Below are 22,906 nucleotides of genomic sequence, written 5' to 3' on the forward strand. Positions count from 1 at the left end.
ATTCCCCTTAAATAAATCTCATTGCTAAAACTAGCAAAATCAAGAGAAGAATAACAGCAAATAGAATCTTATTCAGTTTTGAGTTAAAAACATTTCTCTTAGTGTTTTCAATTCGACGACTTTTATGGATTTGTGGTTCAACATCAATCGTTAGGGTATCTTGACTAAAACCATGGTCACTTGAACGTGAAGCTCTATAATGTTGAGATGAAGTCGATAATATCTTTGTTTCTTGATCGTCTACTAAAGTAGGACCAGAGATATTTTCACCACGATTTGCACGCTCGATTATTTCGTCTGTTAATAAAGGTTTTCCCATAGGTTCCTCCCCTATTTTTCTTGTAATTCCCAGTACTGGATAGCCATAATAGTCTTGGCATCACAGATATCACCAGACTGGATCAGTTGTTTAGCTTCTTCAAGACTAACTTCAAGTAATTCTAAAGTTTCATCTTCATCCTGTGGACGTGGATTTTTAACCTTTGTCAAATCACTTGCCAAATAAAGTTTTAATCGCTCATTACAGAAACCAATAGCAGAATAGAAATCATACAAAAGAGTTAATTTTCCAGTGTAGGCAGCTTCTTCTTCCAATTCGCGAAGGGCTGCCGCTTCAGGATCAGCATTTTCTCCAATTTCTAGTTTCCCTGCAGGAATCTCAACAGAAACTTTTTCAATCGCCTTGCGATATTGCTTGACGAGAACAATCTTATTTTCTGGAGTAACTGCAAGAACACATACTGCACCATTATGGAAAATCAAATCACGTTGAGCTGTCCCTTTTCCATTAGGAAGTTCAACCTGATCTTGTACCAATTGGAAAATAGGACCTTTATAGATTTCTCTACGGCTGAGTGTTTTCTCTTCAAATTCCATGGTTAGCTCCTATTTGTTTTTAGGATGGTGAGGGAGATGAGTTGCATATTCGTCTTTGTTAACTTGGCGGCCACGACCGATGGCAATTGCATCAGCAGGCACGTCTTTAGTAATGGTTGAACCTGCGCCAACAAGAGAGTTATCTCCTAGTTCAACAGGAGCAATGATGGTTGAATTAGAACCAACAAAGACATTGTTGCCAATGACTGTCTTGAATTTATTTTTCCCATCATAGTTCACTGTTATAGTACCAGCACCAAAGTTGACGTCACTGCCAACTTCACAGTTACCAATGTATGTCAAATGGCCAGCTTTTGTATTTTCTCCAATGCTAGAACCTTTCACCTCAACAAAGTTTCCAATATGAACATCTTTTGCTAGGCTAGAACCTGGACGAATATGAGCGTAAGGTCCGACTGTAACACCATCAGCAACTGTGCTCTCCTCAATCATAGAGTTGGTAATCACTGCACCTGAACCGATAGTACTATCGACAATATAAGTTCCATTCGTCAAAATAGTCTCAGCACCAATCTTACTAGAACCTTTGAGGGTTACATTAGCTTCAATTTGTACATCTGGAGCAATTTCAACATCAATATCAATATAAGTCGCTTCTGGATTTACAAAACTAACGCCATTAATCATGTGAGCTTGGTTAATACGACGACGCATAACAGCTTCTGCTGTAGAAAGTGCTACACGATCATTGACTCCAAGGCTTTCATCAAAGTCTTTAAGAGTATAGGCTCCGACTTTTTCACCAGCTTCACGGAAAATACCAATCACATCTGTGATATAGTATTCGCCTTGAGCATTATTGGTATTGATGTTTTTAAGAGCTTCAAAGAGACGAGCATTATCAAAAACATAAGTTCCTGTATTGATTTCTTTGATTTGCTTTTCAAAATCAGTAGCATCTTTTTGTTCAACAATTCTTAGTACTTCAGCATTATCATTGCGAACAATACGTCCATAACCAAATGGATCTTCAGCTTCTGCGGTAAGGATAGTGGCTACGTTCTTGTGATTCACATGAAAATCAATCAAGTTTTTCAAACTTTCACCCGTGATTAATGGTGTATCACCTGCAATAACCAATGTTTGTCCAGAAAGACCCTCAAGAATTGGTTCGGCCATCATAACCGCATGACCAGTACCTAATTGTTCGGACTGTCTCACAAAATCAGACTGTCCTGCTAAAACTTGCTCTACAAGTTCAGCCTTATGTCCAACTACAGTAACTGTTTTTTCAGGATTAATTGCTCCAACGCTACGAAAAACATGCTCAAGCATTGAAATTCCTGCAACCTTGTGCATAACTTTAGGTAAATCTGATTTCATACGGGTACCTTTACCCGCTGCTAAAATAATTGCATAATTTGCCATATTTTTCTCTTTTCTATAGAAATTCTTTATTATTATACCACAATTTACTTCACGATACACAAATTTGTTGACCTCAACATAACGCTAATGACTGTCACTACTCCGTTTTGAGTAAATTTTTTGATTTTTTTAACAAATTAGGATAAACTATAGGAGTATGAGAAAAAAAATTCGTCCAGCTTTTATAGTTATTATATTTGCTGCTTTTATAGGACTCTTGATTCTCAATCGTCCACGATTCGAAGAACATCCTGTAAAAACCAAACAAAATCCAGTTCAAATAGAAACACAAGCTCTACATAACTTGGATAAGCCTATCATCGATATCTCTGGTTGGCAAAGACCGTCAGAGATTAACTATGATATTTTATCTAAAAATATCTCTGGTGCTATTGTTCGAGTCCACGGAGGAAACCAGATTACTACTGAGAACGATGCATCTTATACGAATGGAACAGATAAAGCTTATAAAAGTCATATCGCTGAGTTTCAAAAGAGAAATGTTCCAGTTGCTGTCTATGCATATGTATCTGGAAAAAGTGTAGAGGATATGGAAAAGGCTGCTGAAGCATTCTACAATTCAGCTTCCCCATACAATCCAAGTTACTATTGGTTAGATGTCGAAGAAAAAACCATGTCAGACATGAACAAAGGGGTTGAAGCTTTCCGTGCTAAACTAGAATCTCTAGGTGCTAAAAACATCGGTATCTACATCGGAGTTTACTTCATGGAAGAGCATAGCATCAGCACAGATAAGTTTTCAGCTATTTGGATTCCTTCCTACGGACCTGATTCGGGCTACTTTGAAAGTTCACCAAATACAGACCTTGACTTTGATCTTCATCAATACACCTCAAAGGGTAAACTGGTTGGATTTGAACATCATCTAGACCTAAATCTTATTTCTTTGTCAAAAGATAAGGAAGAGACGTTTAGAAAACTATTTTTAAAACCTTAATTTCATTCAGCAAGCAAGAGATTACTTCTGCTTGCTTTTTTATTTCTCTTACTTTGTGATATAATACAAGAAGAGAATTTTAGAGAATAAATACGGAGAGAGTTTATGTTATCTTGGATTTCAAAAATCATTAAAGGTATTGTTATCGCGCTTGGTTTTATTTTACCAGGTATTTCTGGTGGTGTTCTAGCGGCTATTTTGGGTATCTATGAGAGAATGATTCGTTTTCTTGCCCATCCATTTAAAAACCTAAAAGAAGATATTCTTTATTTCTTACCTGTTGCTATCGGTATGTTACTAGGTATTGGGCTATTTTCTTATCCAATTGAGTACTTACTAGAGCATTATCAAGTTTATGTTTTATGGAGTTTTGCGGGTGCTATTATTGGTACAGTCCCTAGTCTTGTAAAAGAGGCTACTCAAGATTCTGAAAGAGACAAAGTCGATCTTATCTGGTTTTGGGTGACCTTTATTGTTTCTGGAATTGGTCTTTACGCTTTAAACTTTGAGGTTGGTTCACTAAACGCAAGTTTCATAAGTTTTATCCTAGCTGGTGCTCTTCTTGCTCTAGGTATTTTGGTTCCAGGCTTAAGTCCCTCAAATCTACTATTGATTTTAGGTCTTTATACCCCAATGTTGACTGGATTTAAAACTTTTGATTTATTTGGAACCTTCCTTCCAATAGGAATTGGAGCTGCTGCTACTCTTATTATTTTTTCAAAATTGATGGATTACGCTCTTCGAGAGTATCACTCTCGTGTTTATCACTTCATCATTGCAATCGTTCTTTCAAGTACACTCTTGATATTGATTCCAAATGCGGGTAATGCTGAAAGCATTAACTACAGTGGTTTATCTCTTGTGTCTTATGTGATTGTTGCCTTCTTTTTTGCTCTTGGCATTTGGTTAGGTATTTGGATGAGTCAGTTGGAGGATAAATACAAATAATGGCTAAGAAAGTTAAAGTTAAAAAAACCTTAGTAGAGCAAATTTTGACTAAGGCAGGTGTTGATCATCAAGGCGTTCAAATTAATGCTTTAGAAGGAGAACTTCCTTCTGGTTGTGATAGAAATCATATCTTTAAGACCTTAGCATTATTGGGTGATAAGACTGGTCCGGTAATAGGAATTGTTCCTATCACCGAACACCTTTCTGAAAAGAAATTAGCAAAGATTTCTGGAAATAAAAAAGTGGGCATGATTCCTCAAAAGGATTTAGAAAAAACTACTGGATATATCCATGGAGCTAATAACCCTGTAGGTATCCGTCAAAAACACAACTACCCTATTTTTATTGATGAAACAGCTTTAGAATTAGAAAAAATGATTGTCTCTGCTGGTGAGGTAGGACACAGTATCATCATCGCACCTAAAGATCTGGCAAACTTTGTAAAAGCAAACTTTGTTGATATCTTGGAGGAAAATAACTCATGAAACTTTACTTTGTCCGCCATGGTCGAACAGTCTGGAATCTAGAAGGTCGTTTTCAAGGTGCAGGCGGAGATTCACCACTTCTTCCTGAATCTATTGAAACTTTAAAAGACCTGGGCCGGTATCTTAAAGATATCCCTTTTGACAAGATCTATTCGAGTGATTTACCAAGAGCGGTAACATCAGCTGAGATTTTCCAAAGTCAACTGACAAATCCTTGTCCTTTAGAAAGTGTTCCTGAACTCAGAGAATGGCACCTCGGTAAACTGGAAGGTCTAAAAATTGCGACTTTAAATGCTATCTACCCTCAGCAAATTCAAGCTTTTAAAACAAACTTAGCTAAGTTTGATACTCGCATGTTTGAAGCTGAATCACTCTACACTACAACTCATCGCACCATCCAATTTATCAGATCCTTAAAAAATTCTAAGGCAGAGCACCTATTACTAGTCGGTCATGGAGCGAACCTTACTGCTAGTCTTCGAACGCTTATAGGCTATCAGGAAGCTCTGCTTCGTAAAGACGGAGGTTTGGCTAATGCAAGTCTAACAATTTTAGAGACTGACGACTTTGAAAAATTTACTCTTAAGACTTGGAACGATACCTCTTATCAAAAAAATAATTGAACTTGATCTATTACGTCAAGTTCTTTTTAGTTTTTATAGAATATCCGTGAATTTCTTAACTTTTTATGATAAAATGGGAGTACCGTGAAAAATTGATTTATTATTTCAAAATTTGAATTTCATTAGGAGGAACACATGTCAACAGAACATATGGAAGAATTGAATGACCAGCAGATCGTTCGCCGTGAAAAAATGGCTGCGCTCCGTGAACAAGGAATTGATCCTTTCGGTAAACGTTTTGAACGTACTGCCAACTCTCAAGAACTAAAAGATAAATTTGCTGAGCTAGATAAAGAACAACTACACGAACTAAATGAAACTGCCACTATCGCTGGACGCTTGGTGACTAAACGTGGAAAAGGGAAAGTTGGTTTTGCTCACCTTCAAGACCGTGAAGGTCAAATCCAAATCTACGTTCGTAAAGATGAAGTTGGTGAAGAAAACTACGAAATCTTCAAAAAAGCTGACCTCGGAGACTTCCTTGGTGTCGAAGGTGAAGTCATGCGTACCGATATGGGAGAACTCTCTATTAAGGCTACACACATCACTCACTTGTCTAAAGCCCTTCGTCCGCTTCCAGAAAAATTCCACGGTTTAACAGACGTTGAAACTATTTACCGTAAACGTTACCTTGATTTGATTTCAAACCGTGAAAGTTTTGAACGCTTTGTTACTCGCTCAAAAATCATCTCTGAAATTCGTCGTTATCTTGATCAAAAAGGTTTCCTAGAAGTTGAAACACCTGTTCTTCACAATGAAGCTGGTGGTGCTGCTGCTCGTCCATTTATCACTCACCACAATGCCCAAAACATTGACATGGTGCTTCGTATCGCGACTGAGCTTCACTTGAAACGACTTATCGTCGGTGGTATGGAACGTGTGTATGAGATTGGTCGTATCTTCCGTAACGAAGGAATGGACGCTACACACAATCCTGAGTTCACTTCTATCGAGGTTTACCAAGCTTATGCAGACTTCCAAGATATCATGGACTTGACTGAAGGTATTATTCAACACGTTGCAAAAGCTGTTAAAGGCGACGCTCCAGTTATCTATCAAGGAACTGAGATAAAACTTAACGAACCATTTAAACGTGTACACATGGTGGATGCTATCAAGGAAATTACAGGTGTTGATTTCTGGCAAGACATGACTTTCGAAGAAGCAAAAGCTATCGCTGCTGAGAAGAAAGTTCCAGTTGAGAAACACTATACTGAAGTAGGTCACATTATCAATGCTTTCTTTGAAGAATTTGTTGAAGAAACTTTGATTCAACCAACCTTTGTCTATGGACATCCAGTAGCAGTATCTCCACTTGCTAAGAAGAACCCTGAAGACGAACGCTTTACTGACCGTTTCGAACTCTTCATCATGACTAAAGAATACGGCAATGCTTTCACTGAGCTCAACGATCCAATCGATCAGCTTAGCCGATTTGAAGCCCAAGCTAAAGCCAAAGAACTTGGTGACGATGAAGCAACTGGCATTGACTACGACTACATCGAAGCCCTTGAATATGGTATGCCACCAACAGGTGGTTTGGGAATCGGTATCGACCGTCTCTGCATGTTACTCACAGATACTACCACTATCCGTGATGTACTTCTTTTCCCAACTATGAAATAAAAACTAAACTCCTAGATGATTTCTAGGAGTTTTTTTGTAGTTAAAAAGACAACCTTATCAAAGAGGTTGTCTTTTGTGTTTGAATTAGAATAATCCAAGAACAGTTCCATCGCTTTCAACATCCATGTTGAGAGCGGCAGGTCGTTTTGGAAGTCCTGGCATGGTCATGACATCTCCAGTAAGAGCAACGATAAAGCCTGCACCAAGTTTTGGTACCAATTCACGAATGGTAATTTCAAAGTTTTCAGGTGCTCCAAGTGCATTTGGATTATCTGAGAAACTGTATTGAGTTTTGGCCATACAGATTGGTAATTTGTCCCAACCATTTTGGACAATTTGAGCGATTTGAGTTTGGGCTTTCTTCTCAAAGTTGACTTTGCTACCACGGTAAATTTCAGTCACAATCTTTTCGATTTTTTCTTGAACAGAAAGGTCGTTGTCATAGAGACGTGTGTAGTTTGCTGGGTTTTCGTCAATTGTTTTTACGAGAGTTTCAGCTAGAGAAACTCCTCCTTCAGCTCCATCAGCCCATACGCTCGCTAATTCGACTGGTACATCGATTGAAGCACATAGTTCTTTCAATGCTGCGATTTCCGCTTCTGTATCAGAAACAAATTCATTGATAGCAACAACCGCTGGAATACCGAATTTACGAATATTTTCAACGTGGCGTTTCAAGTTTGCAAATCCAGCACGTACTGCTTCTACATTCTCTTCCGTCAGAGCATCCTTTGCAACACCACCATTCATCTTAAGGGCACGAAGAGTCGCTACAATGACTACTGCACTTGGAGCTGTTGGCAAGTTTGGAGTCTTGATATCCAGGAACTTCTCTGCACCAAGGTCTGCACCAAAACCAGCCTCTGTTACAGTATAATCAGCTAAACGAAGAGCTGTTTTTGTCGCCAATACAGAGTTACATCCGTGAGCAATATTGGCAAATGGGCCACCGTGTACGAATGCAGGTGTACCATATATTGTTTGAACCAAGTTGGGTTTAATAGCATCTTTCAAAATCAATGCCAAGGCACCCTCAACCTGTAAATCACCAACTGAAACTGGTGTGCGGTCATAACGGTAGCCGATGACGATATTAGCCAAACGACGTTTCAAATCTTCAATGTCAGTTGCCAAGCAAAGGATAGCCATGATTTCTGAAGCAACAGTGATATCAAATCCATCTTCGCGAGGAATTCCATTAAGAGGACCACCAAGTCCAACAGTTACATGACGAAGAGCACGGTCATTTAAGTCAACAACACGTTTCCAAAGAATACGACGTTGGTCAATTCCTAGCTCATTTCCTTGGTGCAAGTGATTGTCAATCAAGGCAGAGAGAGCATTGTTGGCAGTTGTGATAGCGTGCATATCTCCAGTAAAGTGAAGGTTGATATCTTCCATTGGTAACACTTGGGCATAACCACCCCCAGCAGCTCCACCTTTAATACCCATAACAGGGCCAAGAGAAGGTTCGCGGATGGCAATCATTGTTTTCTTACCAATCTTATTCAAAGCATCGGCAAGACCGATTGTAATAGTTGACTTCCCTTCACCTGCTGGCGTTGGGTTGATAGCTGTAACAAGAATCAACTTACCAACTGGATTTGCCTCAACCTCACGAATCTTATCAAAGCTTAGTTTAGCCTTGTACTTTCCATACAACTCCAAATCATCGTATGAAATACCAAGTTTCTCAACAACATCAACAATCGGTTTTAACTCAATACTCTGTGCAATTTCAATATCTGTTTTCATAAAAAACTCCTCTAGCCTCTAATGTGTTAATTCATTATATCATAAAACAAGATTTTTAACAGTCATTATGATTAGTAACGTTCGTGAATATCGCTAAATAACAGACTTTCTTTATCTCTATTTAAATTTTTATATGCCTTTATAGATTTTAACTATGGATTAACATCCTATTTTCGGCCCTTGTTACATCGCTTTCATTTTACTTAATGCTCATTTTTTTGTACAATAGTTCTATGAAAATTTTAGTTACTTCTGGTGGTACAAGTGAAAAAATTGATCGAGTTCGTTCTATTACCAATCACTCCTCCGGTAAACTTGGAAAAATTATCACCGAGACTCTTCTAAAGGCTGGCCATGAAGTTTGTTTTATTACCACTCTTCAAGCAGTTAAGCCAGTTAATCATCCAAACTTGACCATTATCGAAATTAAAAATACAGCTGATTTGCTACAAGTCATGAAAGATAAGGTTATGGATTACCAGGTCTTAATCCATTCTATGGCTGTATCAGATTACACTCCTGTCTATATGGCTGGTTTTGATGAGATTGAAGCTAGTCAAGATTTAACAGAGTTTTTAGATAAGAAAAATCAGGAAACAAAAATCTCATCTAAGGAAGACGTTCAGGTTCTATTTCTCAAGAAGAATCCAAAAATCATATCTCTTGTTAAAGAATGGAATCCTAACATTCATCTGATTGGATTTAAATTACTGGTTGATGTCAGCCAGGAACATCTGATTCAAATTGCTCGGGAAAGTCTTGAAAAGAACCAAGCTGATTTAATTGTCGCAAACGACCTTACTCAGATTAGTAGCGAGCAACATAAGGCTTACTTAGTTGAAAAAAATTCTTTCCAAACTGCTATGAGTAAACATGAAATTGCTAATTTACTCCTCGAGAAAATCAAAAGTTATGACTAAAAGAAAGGAATTTTATGGCCCGTATTACACTCGCTATTACAGGATCTATTGCTGCATACAAGACAGTTGACCTAGTTAGTTCTTTAAAAAAACAGGGGCATTCTGTTACTGTTCTTATGACTCAGTCAGCAACAGAATTCATTCAGCCATTAACTTTACAAGTACTATCACAAAATACTGTACATCTTGACGTCATGCACGAACCTTTTCCAAATCAAGTGAATCACATTCAAATAGGAAAAGAAACAGATTTATTTATCGTAGTTCCTGCGACAGCCAATACAATCGCTAAATTAGCTCACGGTTTTGCTGACAATATGGTGACTGCTACTGCTCTTGCTTTGCCACACTTTGTACCCAAACTATTGGCTCCAGCTATGAACACAAAGATGTATGACCATCCTGCGACCCAAGCTAATCTAAAAACTTTAGAAAATTATGGTTATACAATTATTTCTCCCAAAGATTCTCTACTGGCCTGTGGGGATACAGGTCGTGGTGCTCTCGCTGATCTCGAAACTATTTTACAAGAAATAAAGGATAAAATTTATGAACAAACGCTCTAATATTGCTCCAATCGCTATCTTTTTTGCTATTATGATTGTTATTCATTTACTAAGCTCGATTTTATTTAATGTACTTCCCTTTCCAATCAAACCAACCATCGTTCACATTCCAGTAATTATTGCAAGTATTATCTACGGACCAAGAATCGGTGCAACCTTAGGTTTCTTGATGGGAATGCTTAGCTTAACGGTTAATACTCTCACTATCCTGCCAACAAGCTATCTCTTCTCACCATTTGTACCAAATGGTAACTTCTATTCAGTTGTGATCGCAATTGTTCCTCGTATCTTAATCGGTTTGACACCTTATTTCGTCTATAAACTACTAAAGGGAAGAGCTGGACTCATCTTTGCAGGTGCACTTGGCTCACTCACGAATACAGTATTTGTCTTAGGTGGTATCTTCTTTCTCTTTGGTAATGTTTTTGATGGAAATATCCAAAAACTATTAGCGACTGTTATCTCAACAAATTCAATCGCAGAATTAATTATCTCAGCCATCTTAACTCTCGTCATTGTTCCGAGACTTGAAAAAATTAAACAATAAAAACTGTATCAAGTGATACAGTTTTTTATTTATTACTGGGCTAAACGAGCCTCTTCTAAAATCTTCTCAATCTTAGTAGTCAACAAGTCAATCGCTACAGTATTGGTTACACCTTCAGGAATTACAATATCAGCGTAACGTTTTGTAGGTTCAATGAATTGATGATACATAGGTTTTACGACTCCGAGATACTGATCAATAACGCTATCCAAACTACGACCACGTTCTTCCATATCGCGTTTAATACGACGGATGATACGAACATCATCATCAGTGTCCACAAAAATCTTGATATCCATCAAATCACGAAGCCGTTTGTCTTCTAAAACCAAAATTCCTTCTACAATAAAGACGTCTTGAGGTTCTTGACGATAGGTTTTCGAACTTCTTGTGTGGGCAGCATAATCATAGGTAGGAATATCAACAGGACGCCCTGCCAACAATTCCTTAATTTGTGCAATCATCAAGTCAGTATCAAAAGCAAAAGGATGGTCATAATTAGTCTTAATACGTTCTTCAAAGGTTAAATGAGATTGATCTTTATAGTAGGAATCATGCTCAATCATGGCAATTTTTTCATTGGGAAAATGCGATAAAATTGCCTTCGAAACACTGGTTTTTCCTCCACCAGATCCCCCTGTTACTCCGATAATGATTGGTCTGTTTTGCATAGTTGCCTCCGTATTTTTCCTTTGTCTATTTTACCATATTTTTAGAAAATTTTACAGGTGGACTTTTAAATTAGAGTAAAAAAACCTTGTAGTTTAGTTCTACAAGGTTTTAATGTTTTTAATCAAAGTTAACGTATTCTTTAGAGAGTTCAAGAACTTCTTCCATTGTTGAACATTCAGTAAGAGCACGGTTAGCGTATTCTTGCATCTTAGCTGTGTCAAGTTTCTTCATCAAGCTACGTGTACGAAGAACAGATGTAGCTGACATAGAGAACTCATCCAAGCCCATTCCGACAAGAAGTGGAACAGCTGTTTGGTCCCCAGCCATCTCACCACACATACCAGCCCATTTACCTTCAGCGTGAGCTGCTTTGATAACATTGTTGATCAAGCGAAGGATTGATGGATTGTATGGTTGGTAAAGGTATGAAACTTGTTCGTTCATACGGTCAGCAGCCATTGTATATTGGATCAAGTCGTTTGTACCAATTGAGAAGAAATCAACTTCTTTGGCAAATTGGTCTGCAAGCATAGCTGCAGCTGGGATTTCAATCATGATACCAACTTGGATGTCATCCGCAACAGCAACACCTTCAGCAAGTAATTTCGCTTTTTCTTCTTCAAGAATAGCTTTAGCAGTACGGAACTCTTTCAACAAAGCAACCATTGGAAACATGATACGCAATTTACCGTGAACAGATGCACGAAGCAATGCACGCAATTGTGTACGGAACATTTGGTTACCAGTTTTAGAGATTGAGATACGTAAAGCACGGTAGCCCAAGAATGGGTTCATTTCTTTAGGAAGATCGAAGTAAGGAAGTTCTTTATCCCCACCGATATCCATTGTACGAACGACAACAGGTTTACCGTTCATACCTTCAAGAACCGCCTTGTAAGCTTCGTATTGATCGTCTTCCGTTGGGAAATCTTGAGAATCCATGTACAAGAATTCTGTACGGTAGAGACCAACAGCTTCAGCACCATTTTCGTTCACACCTTCAACGTCTTTAGGTGTACCGATATTAGCTGCCAACTCGAAGTGTTTACCATCAGCAGTAACAGTTTTAGCATCTTTCAAAAGAGCCCATTCTGCTTTTTGTTTAGCGTAAGCTTCACCAGCTGCTTTGAATTCTGAAATTTGTTCTTCAGTTGGGTTGATAACGACTTCACCTGAAATACCTGAAACAGCCAAAATGTCACCATCTTTTACAAGTTCAGTGATGTTGTTTGTACCCAATACAGCTGCAATTTCAAGTGTACGAGCCATGATAGCTGAGTGACTTGTACGTCCACCAATGTTTGTTACAAAAGCTTTTACAAAGTTTTTGTCCAATTGAGCAGTATCTGATGGAGTCAAGTCATGTGCAATCACAATTACTTCTTCATTAATAGAAGCTGGGTTTGGCAATTTCTTGCCAAGAAGATTTGCCAAAACACGTTTGGTAACGTCGCGAATATCCGCTGCACGTTCCTGCATGTACGGGTTGTCTTCCATGCCTTCAAAGATTGTGATAAACATGTCTGTAACTTCTTTAAGACCTGCTTCCGCATTTACTTTCTTAGCACGAATTGTTTCTTTAATCTGACCGATCAATTCAGGGTCAGCAAGAACCATCAAGTGAGCGTCAAATACTTGCGCCGCTTCTTCACCAAGCGTACCTACAGCCTTCTCGCGGATAAGAGAAAGCTCGTTTTGAGAAGCTTCAAGAGCAACATCCAAACGAGCCTCTTCTGCATTTGTATCTTCGACTGTAATAGTCTCGAATGATAAATCCGGTTGAACGAGTAGATATGCTTTAGCAACTGCAACACCATCAGATGCTGCGATTCCTTTAAGCATTTCTGTCATATCCTTATGCCAATCCTTCTTTTTCCATTGTTTCTGAGATAGCAGCGATAGCGTCATCAGCGTCTGCACCTTCAGCAGTGATTGTAACGTCAGCACCTTGACCAACACCAAGGCTCATAACACCCATGATAGATTTAAGGTTAACTGATTTACCTTTGTACTCAAGAGTAATATCTGAAGCAAATTTGCTAGCAGTTTGTACCAACAATGTTGCTGGACGTGCGTGAATACCTGTTTCTGCCACTACGTGGAAATCTTTAGAAGCCATAATTTGACTCTCCTTTAAATGTTTTCTTTTTGAGTTATATCTGATAACCCTTACAATTTGATATTATATCACCTTCTAGGAATTTTTTCAAGTATTTTATGGGATTTCTTCTTTTTCCTTTCAGATAACTTGCTGAAAATCTTCTATTTTATGTATCAAAATACATCATATAGTTTTTTATAATTTTAACATTTAGAAAACGCTGTTATTTATGGGTTTTATTTTTTTCAATCACTATATATTGTGTTTAGATAACTCTCATCTAAAAAAATTCTACAATATTTAGTTTTTCTTCGTTGACAAAGAATTTTTTTCTGATATACTTAAGAAGTAATTAAATTTTGAAAGAGGAGTTACAGAATGGTAACCGTTTATTCTAAAAACAATTGTGTTCAATGTAAAATGACCAAACGATTCTTAGATAGTAACAACATCGCATATCGCGAAATCAATCTTGATGAACAACCTGAATTTATTGAACAAGTTAAAGAGCTAGGCTTCAACGCTGCTCCTATCATTCAAACACCAACTGAAGTTTTCTCTGGTTTCCAACCAGCAAAACTTAAAGAACTTGCTTAAGTATCAGGATTAAAAGCTTCTATGTCAATCTTAGAAGCCTTTCTTTTGTAATAAATTAAAGGAAATTTTATGGGATTAAAACAACTTGAGGACGTAACTTACTTCCGTCTAAATAATGAAATCAACCGTCCTGTTAATGGACAAATCATGCTCCACAAAGATAAAGAAGCCTTGGACGCATTCTTTAAAGAAAATGTTGTACCAAATTCTATGGTTTTTGATTCTATCACTGATAAAATCGATTACCTTATTAAACAAGACTATATCGAAACAGCGTTTATCAAGAAATATCGTCCAGAATTCTTAGAAGAGCTTTACCAATTTATTAAGGATCAAAACTTCCAATTCAAGTCTTTCATGGCAGCATACAAGTTTTACAATCAATATGCCTTGAAAACTAATGACGGAGAGTACTATCTTGAGAGCATGGAAGACCGTGTCTTCTTTAACGCTCTTTACTTTGCTGATGGTGACGAAGCTATCGCAATTGATATTGCCAATGAAATCATCCACCAGCGTTACCAGCCTGCTACACCTTCTTTCTTGAATGCAGGCCGTGCACGTCGTGGTGAATTGGTATCATGTTTCTTGATTCAGGTAACAGATGATATGAACTCTATCGGACGTTCTATCAACTCCGCTCTTCAACTTTCACGTATTGGTGGTGGTGTCGGAATTTCCCTCAGCAACCTTCGTGAAGCTGGAGCACCTATCAAAGGGTATGAAGGTGCTGCTTCTGGTGTAGTACCCGTTATGAAGCTTTTCGAAGACAGCTTCTCTTACTCTAACCAACTTGGTCAACGTCAAGGTGCTGGGGTTGTTTACCTTAACGTCTTCCACCCAGATATTATCGCTTTCCTTTCTACTAAGAAAGAAAATGCTGATGAAAAAGTTCGTGTCAAGACTCTTTCACTTGGTGTTGTGGTACCAGATAAATTCTATGAATTAGCACGTAAGAATGAGGAAATGTACCTCTTCAGTCCTTATTCTGTTGAAAAAGAGTATGGTGTACCTTTTAACTACATCGATATCACAGAAAAATACGATGAGTTGGTAGCAAATCCAAACATCCGTAAGACAAAAATTAAGGCCCGTGATTTGGAAACAGAAATTTCTAAATTGCAACAAGAATCTGGCTATCCTTATGTAGTCAATATCGATACTGCTAACCGTGCAAATCCTGTCGATGGTAAGATTATCATGAGTAACTTGTGTTCAGAAATTCTTCAAGTCCAAGAACCAAGTCTTATCAACGATGCGCAAGAATTCCTTCAAATGGGTACTGACGTTTCATGTAACCTTGGTTCAACCAACGTTGTAAATATGATGACATCACCTGACTTTGGACGTTCTATTCGTGCAATGGTTCGCGCTTTGACCTTTGTAACAGATAGCTCTCACATCGTTGCTGTTCCAACTATTGACCACGGAAATAGCCAAGCTCATACATTTGGACTTGGTGCTATGGGGCTTCACAGCTATCTTGCTCAGCAATTAATCGAATATGGATCACCTGAGTCTGTTGAATTTACAAGCATCTACTTTATGCTTTTGAATTACTGGACTTTGGTAGAATCAAACAATATTGCGCGTGAACGTGGCATTACCTTCCACAACTTTGAGAAATCAGACTATGCAAATGGTACTTATTTCGATAAGTATACGTCTGGTCAATTTGTTCCAAAATCTGATCGAGTTAAAGAACTCTTTGAAGGAACCTTTATCCCGTCTGCAGCTGATTGGGCTGAACTTCGTGATAAAGTTAAAGCAGATGGACTTTACCATCAAAACCGTCTTGCTGTAGCGCCGAATGGTTCTATCAGCTACATCAATGACGTGTCTGCTTCTATCCACCCAATTACTCAACGTATTGAAGAACGTCAAGAGAAGAAAATTGGTAAGATTTACTATCCTGCTGCAGGATTATCAACTGAAACTATTCCTTACTACACTTCTGCCTATGACATGGATATGCGTAAAGTTATCGATGTCTATGCTGCTGCAACTGAGCACGTAGACCAAGGGCTTTCACTCACTCTCTTCATGCGTAGTGATATCCCAACGGGTCTTTATGAATGGAAGAAAGAGAACAAACAAACAACACGTGACCTATCTATCCTTCGTAACTACGCCTTTAACAAGGGCATTAAGTCTATCTACTACGTTCGTACCTACACAGATGACGGCGGTGAAGTTGGTGCTAACCAATGTGAAAGCTGTGTAATTTAAAATCTCACTAAAATCTTGTTTACAAAGATAGGGTAACATCAAAAAGTCGGAGTACCGACTTTTTGTGCGGTAACCCAATCACATAAGGCTAGAACATTCATCACTATTTTAATTAAATCAAAAGAAAGAGATTTGTAATGGAAACTTACTACAAAGCCATTAACTGGAATGCCATCGAAGATGTCATCGATAAATCAACATGGGAAAAACTAACTGAACAATTTTGGTTGGATACACGTATTCCCTTATCTAATGACTTAGATGACTGGAGAAAGTTATCAAATAAAGAAAAAGACTTGGTAGGAAAGGTCTTTGGCGGTTTGACACTTTTGGATACCATGCAGTCTGAAACAGGGGTTCAAGCGTTACGTGCAGATATCCGTACACCACATGAGGAAGCTGTGTTTAACAACATTCAATTTATGGAATCTGTCCACGCTAAATCTTATTCTTCTATTTTCTCAACCTTGAATACCAAGACTGAGATTGAAGAAATCTTTGAATGGACTGATACAAACCCATATCTTCAGAAAAAGGCACAAATCATCAATGAGATTTACCTTAACGGAACACCACTTGAAAAGAAAGTGGCTAGTGTATTCCTTGAAACCTTCCTCTTCTACTCTGGTTTCTTCACTCCACTCTACTATCTAGGAAATAACAAGTTAGCAAACGTTGCTGAAATCATCAAACTCATCATTCGGGACGAGTCAGTTCACGGAACATATATTGGTTATAAATTCCAACTTGGTTTCAACGAATTACCAGAAGAAGAGCAAGAAAAGTTAAAAGACTGGATGTACGACCTTCTTTACACACTTTATGAAAATGAAGAAGGTTATACAGAGAGTTTATATGATGGTGTTGGTTGGACTGAAGAGGTTAAAACCTTTCTTCGCTACAACGCCAATAAAGCTCTTATGAACCTAGGACAAGATCCTCTCTTCCCTGACTCAGCTGACGATGTCAATCCAATCGTTATGAACGGGATTTCTACTGGTACATCCAACCACGACTTCTTCTCTCAAGTTGGTAACGGATATCTACTTGGTGAAGTTGAAGCTATGCAGGACGATGATTATAACTACGGATTAGACTAATTAAAAAATATAAAAACATCTGAGTTAAAAACAAACACAGATGTTTTTTGTTTTTGTTTATTTTTGTTTTATTTAAGTTGCTTAGATGTTTAAAATGTGATAAAATGATATTGGATATGGGGGTGATTCAATGCTAAAACAAGAAAAACTAGATGTGATTTTAGAGATTGTCAATACAAGAGGAACCATTACAGTCAAAGAAATAATGAATCGTTTAGATATTTCTGATATGACTGCTCGACGTTATCTGCAAGAGTTAGCTGACAAGGATCTACTTGTTCGAGTGCATGGAGGTGCTGAAAAACTTCGTTCTGGTTCTCTATTAGCAAATGAACGCTCGAATGTCGAAAAGCAAGGTCTTCAGATTGCTGAAAAACAAGAAATTGCAAAATTTGCTGGTCATTTAGTCGAAGAAAGAGAAACGATTTTTATCGGTCCAGGTACTACTCTTGAGTTCTTTGCGCGTGAACTACCAATTGATAATATCCGTGTTGTTACCAATAGTTTACCTGTTTTTCTGATTCTAAATGAACGTAAACTGACTGATTTAATTTTAATCGGTGGGAATTATCGGGAAATCACCGGAGCCTTTGTCGGAACCTTAACACTCCAGGATATTGCTAGTCTTCAATTCTCTAAAGCTTTTGTTAGTTGCAATGGTATAAAAGATCATGCTATTGCTACTTTCAGTGAAGAAGAGGGAGAAGTCCAAAAGCTAGCATTAAATAATGCTAATAAAAAGATTCTTCTAGCTGACCACAGTAAATTTAATAAGTTTGATTTTTATACTTTCTATAATATCTCTGATATTGATACGATTATTTCAGATTCAAAACTTAGCCAAGAAACCCTAAAAACTTTGTCCAAACAAACAAAAATTATTAAGTCGACACCTTAAAAAGTCTCACCATTGGTGAGACTTTTTTTATCATTACGTCTACTCAATAAGGCCTGTTTCAGCTACTTTTTTATACCAATGAGCTGACTTTTTAGGATAACGCTCTTGAGTTTCGAAATCTACATAAAAGAGTCCATAACGTTTTTCGTAACCATTTGACCAGGAGAAAACATCCATGAGTGACCAAATGAAGTAGCCTTTGACGTTTGCCCCATCCGCTATCGCATCGGACAGAACTTTCAAGTGTTGCTTCACATAATCAATCCGTCCATCGTCATAAACCGTATTGTCCACAAACTCATCTTTGTATCCAAGTCCGTTTTCTGTGATATATATTTTCTTGTAGTTTGGATAATCCTTTTTCACGCGCATGATTTGGTCGTATAATCCTTGAGGATAGATAATCCAGTCCCAGTCAGTACGAGGGACATAGTCAGGAGCTACTCGTCGACCAACACCTTTGATTTGGTACTTGGAGCTTCCTTTTTCTCCTTTACCGTTGTGGATGATTTCAGTTTCACCATCAAATGCTTCCATCCAATCACTCATGTAGTAGTTAATTCCAAGGAAGTCATTCAGGTCTTTAGCTGCTTCAAGTGCCACAAAGTCTTCGTCTCGAAGATCCAACTCACCACCATTAACTGAAAGAATATGTTTTACACCTTCCATGGTTTTATCGGAATAGTGTCCTAGGTAGGTTGCATCCAAGATAAATTTGTTGTGGATGATATCTTCCAATTCAGCAGCCCGAACGTCTGCAGGATTTTTAGGATCCAATGGATACTTTGTTGGAAGGGCGTGAACAACCCCGATTTCACCTTTGTAGCCTTTGTCTTTGTACAACTTCACAGCTCGGGCATGAGAAACCATCATATTGTGGTGTGATTGGAAAACTTTAGCAAGGTCATACTGAATCCCTGGAGGAAATTTTCCTACTAAGTATTGACCGTCACCGATTGGGCCAATTTCATTGAAGGTTGTCCAGTAGTTGACTTCTGGGAATTCTTCAAAACAGAAGGCTGCATAATCTACGAAGTGTTCGATATTCTCACGATTCAAGAAATCTCCATTTGAGTGAAGAGCTTCAGGTGTATCAAAGTGGTGAAGAGTTACGAACGGTTCCACATGACGTTTGTGGCATTCCGCAAATAGATTGTGGTAGAATTCAACCCCTTTCTGATTGACTTCACCATATCCAGTTGGAAAAATCCGCGACCAAGCGATCGAAATCCGGATACCGTTGACGCCATATTCTTCAGCTAACTGAAGATCTACTGGATATTTATGGTAGAAATCGCTTGCTGGTTCTGCTGTATACCAATAGTTATCTGCTAAGTATTTGTCCCAAGCAACTGGTCCTTTTCCGTCAGTATGGGTAGCTCCTTCTGCTTGATAAGCAGCCGTTGCGCCACCAAAAATAAAATCTTTAGGAAGTGTTTTTGTCATTTTTTCACCTATTTCTTGATTGGATAAAATGAAAAGTGAGGGGAGAGGAGTTAGTGAGCCATCCATCTCCATCTCACTTCTTGTTCCAAGCCACCGAATTGTGACATGAGGAGGTAAAAACGATATATTTTTACCGACGAGTTAACAAGTCGATTAGGAATATCGCCATAGCGATTTCCGTTACGATAGGAGACTGTTTCACAGTCCCTATCGTTAATCGAATTGAGCTTGAACAAAGGCTAGAGCACCTTGTCCATCGCGTGTTAACTTGATGTACTGTGCACCTTCTGTCTTAGCAAGTTTGATACCTAATTTATCAGTTTCAGCTTTCATATCCTCAAAGTTTGAAGCAACTTGTGGTGCTAAGATAACAAGATCAAACTCTGGTAACATTTCACGGTGGGCTCCATAGCTACCTGCTGCAGCTTTAACTGGAACTTTATACTCTTCTGCGGCTTTATTCAAAGCATTGGCAAGAAGACCACTTGTTCCCCCACCCGCACAAAGAACGAGGACGTTTGTTTCTTCAGTAATTGTATTTTGTGCTGAATCTACTCCAGCTTTTTCAAGAATAGCATCTGCTTTTGCAGTGTTAAAGTTTGCAGCTACTTTTTCTTTTAATTCATCATTAGCTTTACCTGAACGTTCTTCTTCAAGAATTTGTTCATCATAAACCTTGAGGAATGGATAGTAGATAGCAATATCTACTACAATTAACAATGCTGCAAGAGCGAATGATAAGAACTGGAAGTTTGTACCAAGAACAATACCAAGTGGTCCTGGTGTAGTCCATGGAAGGTTGGCAGTAAATGAGTTCATGCCAAGTGTTTCAATAAAGAACTTAAAGATCCATACGTTTGCAATTGGTGCAAAGATGAATGGGATAAAGAAGATTGGGTTCAAAACAAGCGGTGCACCAAACAAGATTGGTTCGTTTACACCGAAGAATGTAGGAACTACTGAAGCACGTCCAATAGCACGATTTCGTTTTGATTTACATAACCACATAAACATGAACGGAACAACAAGAGTTGCACCAGTACCACCCATAGTGACGATAAACATTTGTGTACCAGATGTAAGGATCTTATCAGCGTGCATACCTTGTTGAAGAAGGTTCAAGTTGACTTCGGCATTTGCATAAGTAATCGCTGCAATCGCAGGCTCAACGATAGATGGGCCGTGAATACCAATAAACCAGAAGAATGCAAAGGCACCGAAAATAATCGTAATACCAACATAACCGTCTGCTGCTGAGAATAGAGGCGCAAAGAATTTACCGATTGATTCTGCTACGCTTGCACCAACAAAATGACGAGCAAGTAAGTCAAGACCGTAAAGGGAAACGACAGAAAGCGTAAATGGAATAACATCTTTAAAGACCTGTGAGATATTTGGTGGAACTTCGTCAGGCATTCGAATAGTAACATTATTCTTCACACAAACCTTATAGATTGCTACAGTCACAAAGGCTGCTAGGAAAGCTGAAAGTAAACCTTTTGTTCCGAGGAAACCTGTTGCAAAGCCCCCTTCAATTGGGTCAGCTGCCAACATCAATAACCCAACAATAGCAGCTAATAGAGTTGACATATAGTTGATTTGGTTGGTTTTTTCCATGCTACGGTTAACAGAGTCTGTTAATGATTTAGCAGTTGTACCAGCAACCAAAAGTGCGAGAATACCCATTGAATAGCTATAAGGTTTCATCAAAAGCGCTACAACATCATCAGACCATACAAATCCCCATGAATTAGGCACAAAAGCAATCAAGATAAAAATACTTGAGAATAGAATGACTGGCATCCCAGCGATAAATCCATCACGAATAGCACGAAGATAGATATTTCGAGATAGTTTTTCAAAGAAAGGCTTTCCTTTCTCGATATAGGCAATTAACTTATTCATTATTTAGCTCCTCTTTTATAAAGTTCAATTAAATGATGCATCAAATCTTTTAGCAAGATTGTTGTCATCAAGTGATCTTGGCCATGCATCATGGTCACGCTATAAGCCAAATCGTCACCAGCAGCTTCCTTTGTTAACAAGCTTGTTTGGGCATGGTGAGCCTCTGCGATGCAAGCACCGGCTTCCTCAACTAAGCTATCCGCTTTCGCAAAATCACCAGCTTCAGCAGCCTTCAAGGCTTCCAATAGTTTTGAACGAGCATCGCCAGCATAGGCAACAATCTCAAAACCTAACAATGTTACTTCTTCTCTATTCATGATAGATTTCTCCTTATATAATTTTTAGTAAATATTATGACAATAAACGTTGAATATGTAGAACAAGGTAAACTCGTTCACTCTTATAAAGATCAACACCCGTTTCCTGAGCAATGACTTCATAAATTTTGCTACCAATTTCAAAAGCTTTAGGATATGTAGTTTTGATATGTTCTTCCATATCGAGCAAGGATTGATTATCATCGCGACTTCGATCAAGGTAATCCAAGAAATAATTTAGATGAATCATAAAGCGGTCGTAGAAATTATTATTTTCATGGGTTCTTTGAATGTTATAGCTCCTGAGAAGACTCTCAACCTTCTTTATGATTTCCTTTCTCTTATCAATAGCTTCTGCAACTTCTACCTCATTCTCACCCTCGGCATTAATAAAGTGGTAGGCTATTCTTTTTATTTCATCCTTTGGTAAATTACCAGATAGTTTACTATTATAGATTTCAAAAGACTCTTGAGCTATTTGAAAAGCAATAGGATACTCCTTTGAAATATCAGGTAAATTACTATCCTTATAACGCCCTTGGCTAATCGCTTGATAAGAACAATAGATATGGTCTGTTAAGGTTACGTAGAGGTACTCTTGAACAGGATATTGGTATTTTTTTGAAAGATTATCAATAATTTCATAAGTAACGGTAATAAAGTCTAGCGGAACATCCTTGAGTAAAGTCATAAAATTTTCTCGAGATTCTTCAGTCTTCATCCGAAAGACTTTTTCAACTTGATTTTCGGAAATCAAATCACCTTTCTTTTTTCCAAAGGCAATCCCTTTCCCAATTACTACAAGCTCTTCACCGTTTCCGTTACGTACAAGAGAAACATTGTTATTCATTGGATTTAATATCCGATACATGTCGACCTCCTTGTTCTGTCATTTAAGAGCTAGAGTATAAAAAATGACCACAAATGACCCTGAAAATAAATTTCTGA

23 protein-coding genes are annotated in these 22,906 nt (G+C 38.1%); 12 read left to right on the plus strand and 11 right to left on the minus strand.

What is annotated here, in order from left to right:
- Nucleotides 1–7: 7 nt before the first annotated feature.
- From macP to glmU, 3 genes are read right to left on the minus strand one after another with little or no spacing between them, the layout of a single operon-like run.
- The gene (macP, locus tag NML75_RS03465) at nt 8–319 is read right to left on the minus strand and encodes a cell wall synthase accessory phosphoprotein MacP (RefSeq protein WP_254804046.1); all 312 of its coding nucleotides are present in this window, start codon (nt 317–319) and stop codon (nt 8–10) included.
- Nucleotides 320–330: 11 nt separating this feature from the next.
- Nucleotides 331–876, minus strand: a complete 546-nt coding sequence (locus NML75_RS03470) for an NUDIX hydrolase (protein ID WP_254724168.1) — start codon at nt 874–876, stop codon at nt 331–333.
- A gap of 9 nt (nt 877–885) precedes the next feature.
- The gene (gene glmU / locus NML75_RS03475) at nt 886–2,265 is read right to left on the minus strand and encodes a bifunctional UDP-N-acetylglucosamine diphosphorylase/glucosamine-1-phosphate N-acetyltransferase GlmU (protein WP_254804047.1); all 1,380 of its coding nucleotides are present in this window, start codon (nt 2,263–2,265) and stop codon (nt 886–888) included.
- A gap of 157 nt (nt 2,266–2,422) precedes the next feature.
- On the opposite strand from glmU, the gene NML75_RS03480 reads away from it, so the two are divergent.
- The 5 genes from NML75_RS03480 to lysS all read left to right on the plus strand — a co-directional run bounded on the left by NML75_RS03480 (nt 2,423) and on the right by lysS (nt 6,905).
- Nucleotides 2,423–3,223 carry a glycoside hydrolase family 25 protein gene (locus tag NML75_RS03480; RefSeq protein ID WP_223333012.1) on the plus strand — a complete coding sequence of 267 codons (801 nt, stop codon included), beginning with the start codon at nt 2,423–2,425 and terminating at the stop codon, nt 3,221–3,223.
- 105 nt (nt 3,224–3,328) lie between these two features.
- Nucleotides 3,329–4,171 carry a DUF368 domain-containing protein gene (locus NML75_RS03485; RefSeq protein ID WP_254804048.1) on the plus strand — a complete coding sequence of 281 codons (843 nt, stop codon included), beginning with the start codon at nt 3,329–3,331 and terminating at the stop codon, nt 4,169–4,171.
- Entirely contained in the window at nt 4,171–4,656 is a 486-nt protein-coding gene (locus NML75_RS03490) for an aminoacyl-tRNA deacylase (protein WP_254804049.1), read from the plus strand. The genes NML75_RS03485 and NML75_RS03490 overlap by 1 nt, the downstream gene beginning before the upstream one ends.
- The gene (locus tag NML75_RS03495) at nt 4,653–5,279 is read left to right on the plus strand and encodes a histidine phosphatase family protein (protein ID WP_254804050.1); all 627 of its coding nucleotides are present in this window, start codon (nt 4,653–4,655) and stop codon (nt 5,277–5,279) included. Before NML75_RS03490 ends, NML75_RS03495 begins: the two co-directional genes overlap by 4 nt.
- 135 nt (nt 5,280–5,414) lie before the next feature.
- Nucleotides 5,415–6,905 carry a lysine--tRNA ligase gene (gene lysS, locus NML75_RS03500; protein ID WP_254804051.1) on the plus strand — a complete coding sequence of 497 codons (1,491 nt, stop codon included), beginning with the start codon at nt 5,415–5,417 and terminating at the stop codon, nt 6,903–6,905.
- Between the two features lie 84 nt (nt 6,906–6,989).
- Here lysS and NML75_RS03505 read toward each other — a convergent pair whose 3' ends face one another.
- Nucleotides 6,990–8,660 (minus strand): formate--tetrahydrofolate ligase, encoded by a 1,671-nt coding sequence (locus NML75_RS03505; RefSeq protein ID WP_254804052.1) that lies wholly within the window; start codon nt 8,658–8,660, stop codon nt 6,990–6,992.
- Between the two features lie 233 nt (nt 8,661–8,893).
- On the opposite strand from NML75_RS03505, the gene coaB reads away from it, so the two are divergent.
- Genes coaB through NML75_RS03520 form a run of 3 tightly spaced genes read left to right on the plus strand, consistent with a single transcriptional unit; the run spans nt 8,894 to nt 10,693 of the window.
- Entirely contained in the window at nt 8,894–9,580 is a 687-nt protein-coding gene (gene coaB / locus NML75_RS03510; RefSeq protein WP_254804053.1) for a phosphopantothenate--cysteine ligase, read from the plus strand.
- A gap of 14 nt (nt 9,581–9,594) precedes the next feature.
- Complete coding sequence (gene coaC / locus NML75_RS03515) at nt 9,595–10,146, plus strand: phosphopantothenoylcysteine decarboxylase (RefSeq protein WP_254804054.1); 552 nt, start codon at nt 9,595–9,597, stop codon at nt 10,144–10,146.
- Entirely contained in the window at nt 10,130–10,693 is a 564-nt protein-coding gene (locus NML75_RS03520; protein WP_254804055.1) for an ECF transporter S component, read from the plus strand. The genes coaC and NML75_RS03520 overlap by 17 nt, the downstream gene beginning before the upstream one ends.
- A gap of 32 nt (nt 10,694–10,725) precedes the next feature.
- Here the strand turns inward: NML75_RS03520 and udk are convergent, their stop codons facing one another.
- The 3 genes from udk to NML75_RS03535 form a co-directional block, all read right to left on the minus strand.
- The gene (udk, locus tag NML75_RS03525; RefSeq protein ID WP_004253618.1) at nt 10,726–11,364 is read right to left on the minus strand and encodes a uridine kinase; all 639 of its coding nucleotides are present in this window, start codon (nt 11,362–11,364) and stop codon (nt 10,726–10,728) included.
- A 118-nt stretch (nt 11,365–11,482) separates the two neighbouring features.
- On the minus strand, nt 11,483–13,216 hold the full coding sequence (gene ptsP / locus NML75_RS03530) for a phosphoenolpyruvate--protein phosphotransferase (protein ID WP_254804056.1): 1,734 nt from the start codon (nt 13,214–13,216) through the stop codon (nt 11,483–11,485).
- A 4-nt stretch (nt 13,217–13,220) separates the two neighbouring features.
- Nucleotides 13,221–13,484 carry a phosphocarrier protein HPr gene (locus NML75_RS03535; protein WP_000146952.1) on the minus strand — a complete coding sequence of 88 codons (264 nt, stop codon included), beginning with the start codon at nt 13,482–13,484 and terminating at the stop codon, nt 13,221–13,223.
- 360 nt (nt 13,485–13,844) lie between these two features.
- Between NML75_RS03535 and nrdH the strand changes: the two genes are divergently transcribed.
- From nrdH to NML75_RS03555, 4 genes are all read left to right on the plus strand, one after another.
- Entirely contained in the window at nt 13,845–14,063 is a 219-nt protein-coding gene (gene nrdH / locus NML75_RS03540; protein ID WP_006148571.1) for a glutaredoxin-like protein NrdH, read from the plus strand.
- Between the two features lie 69 nt (nt 14,064–14,132).
- Complete coding sequence (gene nrdE, locus NML75_RS03545) at nt 14,133–16,292, plus strand: class 1b ribonucleoside-diphosphate reductase subunit alpha (protein ID WP_254804057.1); 2,160 nt, start codon at nt 14,133–14,135, stop codon at nt 16,290–16,292.
- 137 nt (nt 16,293–16,429) lie between these two features.
- Complete coding sequence (gene nrdF, locus NML75_RS03550; RefSeq protein ID WP_004253599.1) at nt 16,430–17,392, plus strand: class 1b ribonucleoside-diphosphate reductase subunit beta; 963 nt, start codon at nt 16,430–16,432, stop codon at nt 17,390–17,392.
- A gap of 130 nt (nt 17,393–17,522) precedes the next feature.
- Nucleotides 17,523–18,290 carry a DeoR/GlpR family DNA-binding transcription regulator gene (locus NML75_RS03555; RefSeq protein WP_254804058.1) on the plus strand — a complete coding sequence of 256 codons (768 nt, stop codon included), beginning with the start codon at nt 17,523–17,525 and terminating at the stop codon, nt 18,288–18,290.
- 39 nt (nt 18,291–18,329) lie between these two features.
- Here NML75_RS03555 and lacG read toward each other — a convergent pair whose 3' ends face one another.
- The 4 genes from lacG to NML75_RS03575 form a co-directional block, all read right to left on the minus strand.
- The gene (gene lacG / locus NML75_RS03560) at nt 18,330–19,736 is read right to left on the minus strand and encodes a 6-phospho-beta-galactosidase (protein ID WP_302851152.1); all 1,407 of its coding nucleotides are present in this window, start codon (nt 19,734–19,736) and stop codon (nt 18,330–18,332) included.
- A 213-nt stretch (nt 19,737–19,949) separates the two neighbouring features.
- A complete protein-coding gene (locus NML75_RS03565) occupies nt 19,950–21,641 on the minus strand; it encodes a lactose-specific PTS transporter subunit EIIC (protein WP_254804060.1) in 1,692 nt (563 codons plus the stop codon).
- On the minus strand, nt 21,641–21,958 hold the full coding sequence (locus tag NML75_RS03570; protein ID WP_254804061.1) for a PTS lactose/cellobiose transporter subunit IIA: 318 nt from the start codon (nt 21,956–21,958) through the stop codon (nt 21,641–21,643). The genes NML75_RS03565 and NML75_RS03570 overlap by 1 nt, the downstream gene beginning before the upstream one ends.
- Before the next feature lie 34 nt (nt 21,959–21,992).
- Nucleotides 21,993–22,829 (minus strand): PRD domain-containing protein, encoded by an 837-nt coding sequence (locus tag NML75_RS03575; RefSeq protein ID WP_254804062.1) that lies wholly within the window; start codon nt 22,827–22,829, stop codon nt 21,993–21,995.
- Nucleotides 22,830–22,906: the final 77 nt, after the last annotated feature.

Origin of the sequence: Streptococcus sp. CF4-3 (assembly GCF_024295385.1) — a bacterium.
GTDB classification, from domain to species: domain Bacteria; phylum Bacillota; class Bacilli; order Lactobacillales; family Streptococcaceae; genus Streptococcus; species Streptococcus infantis_I.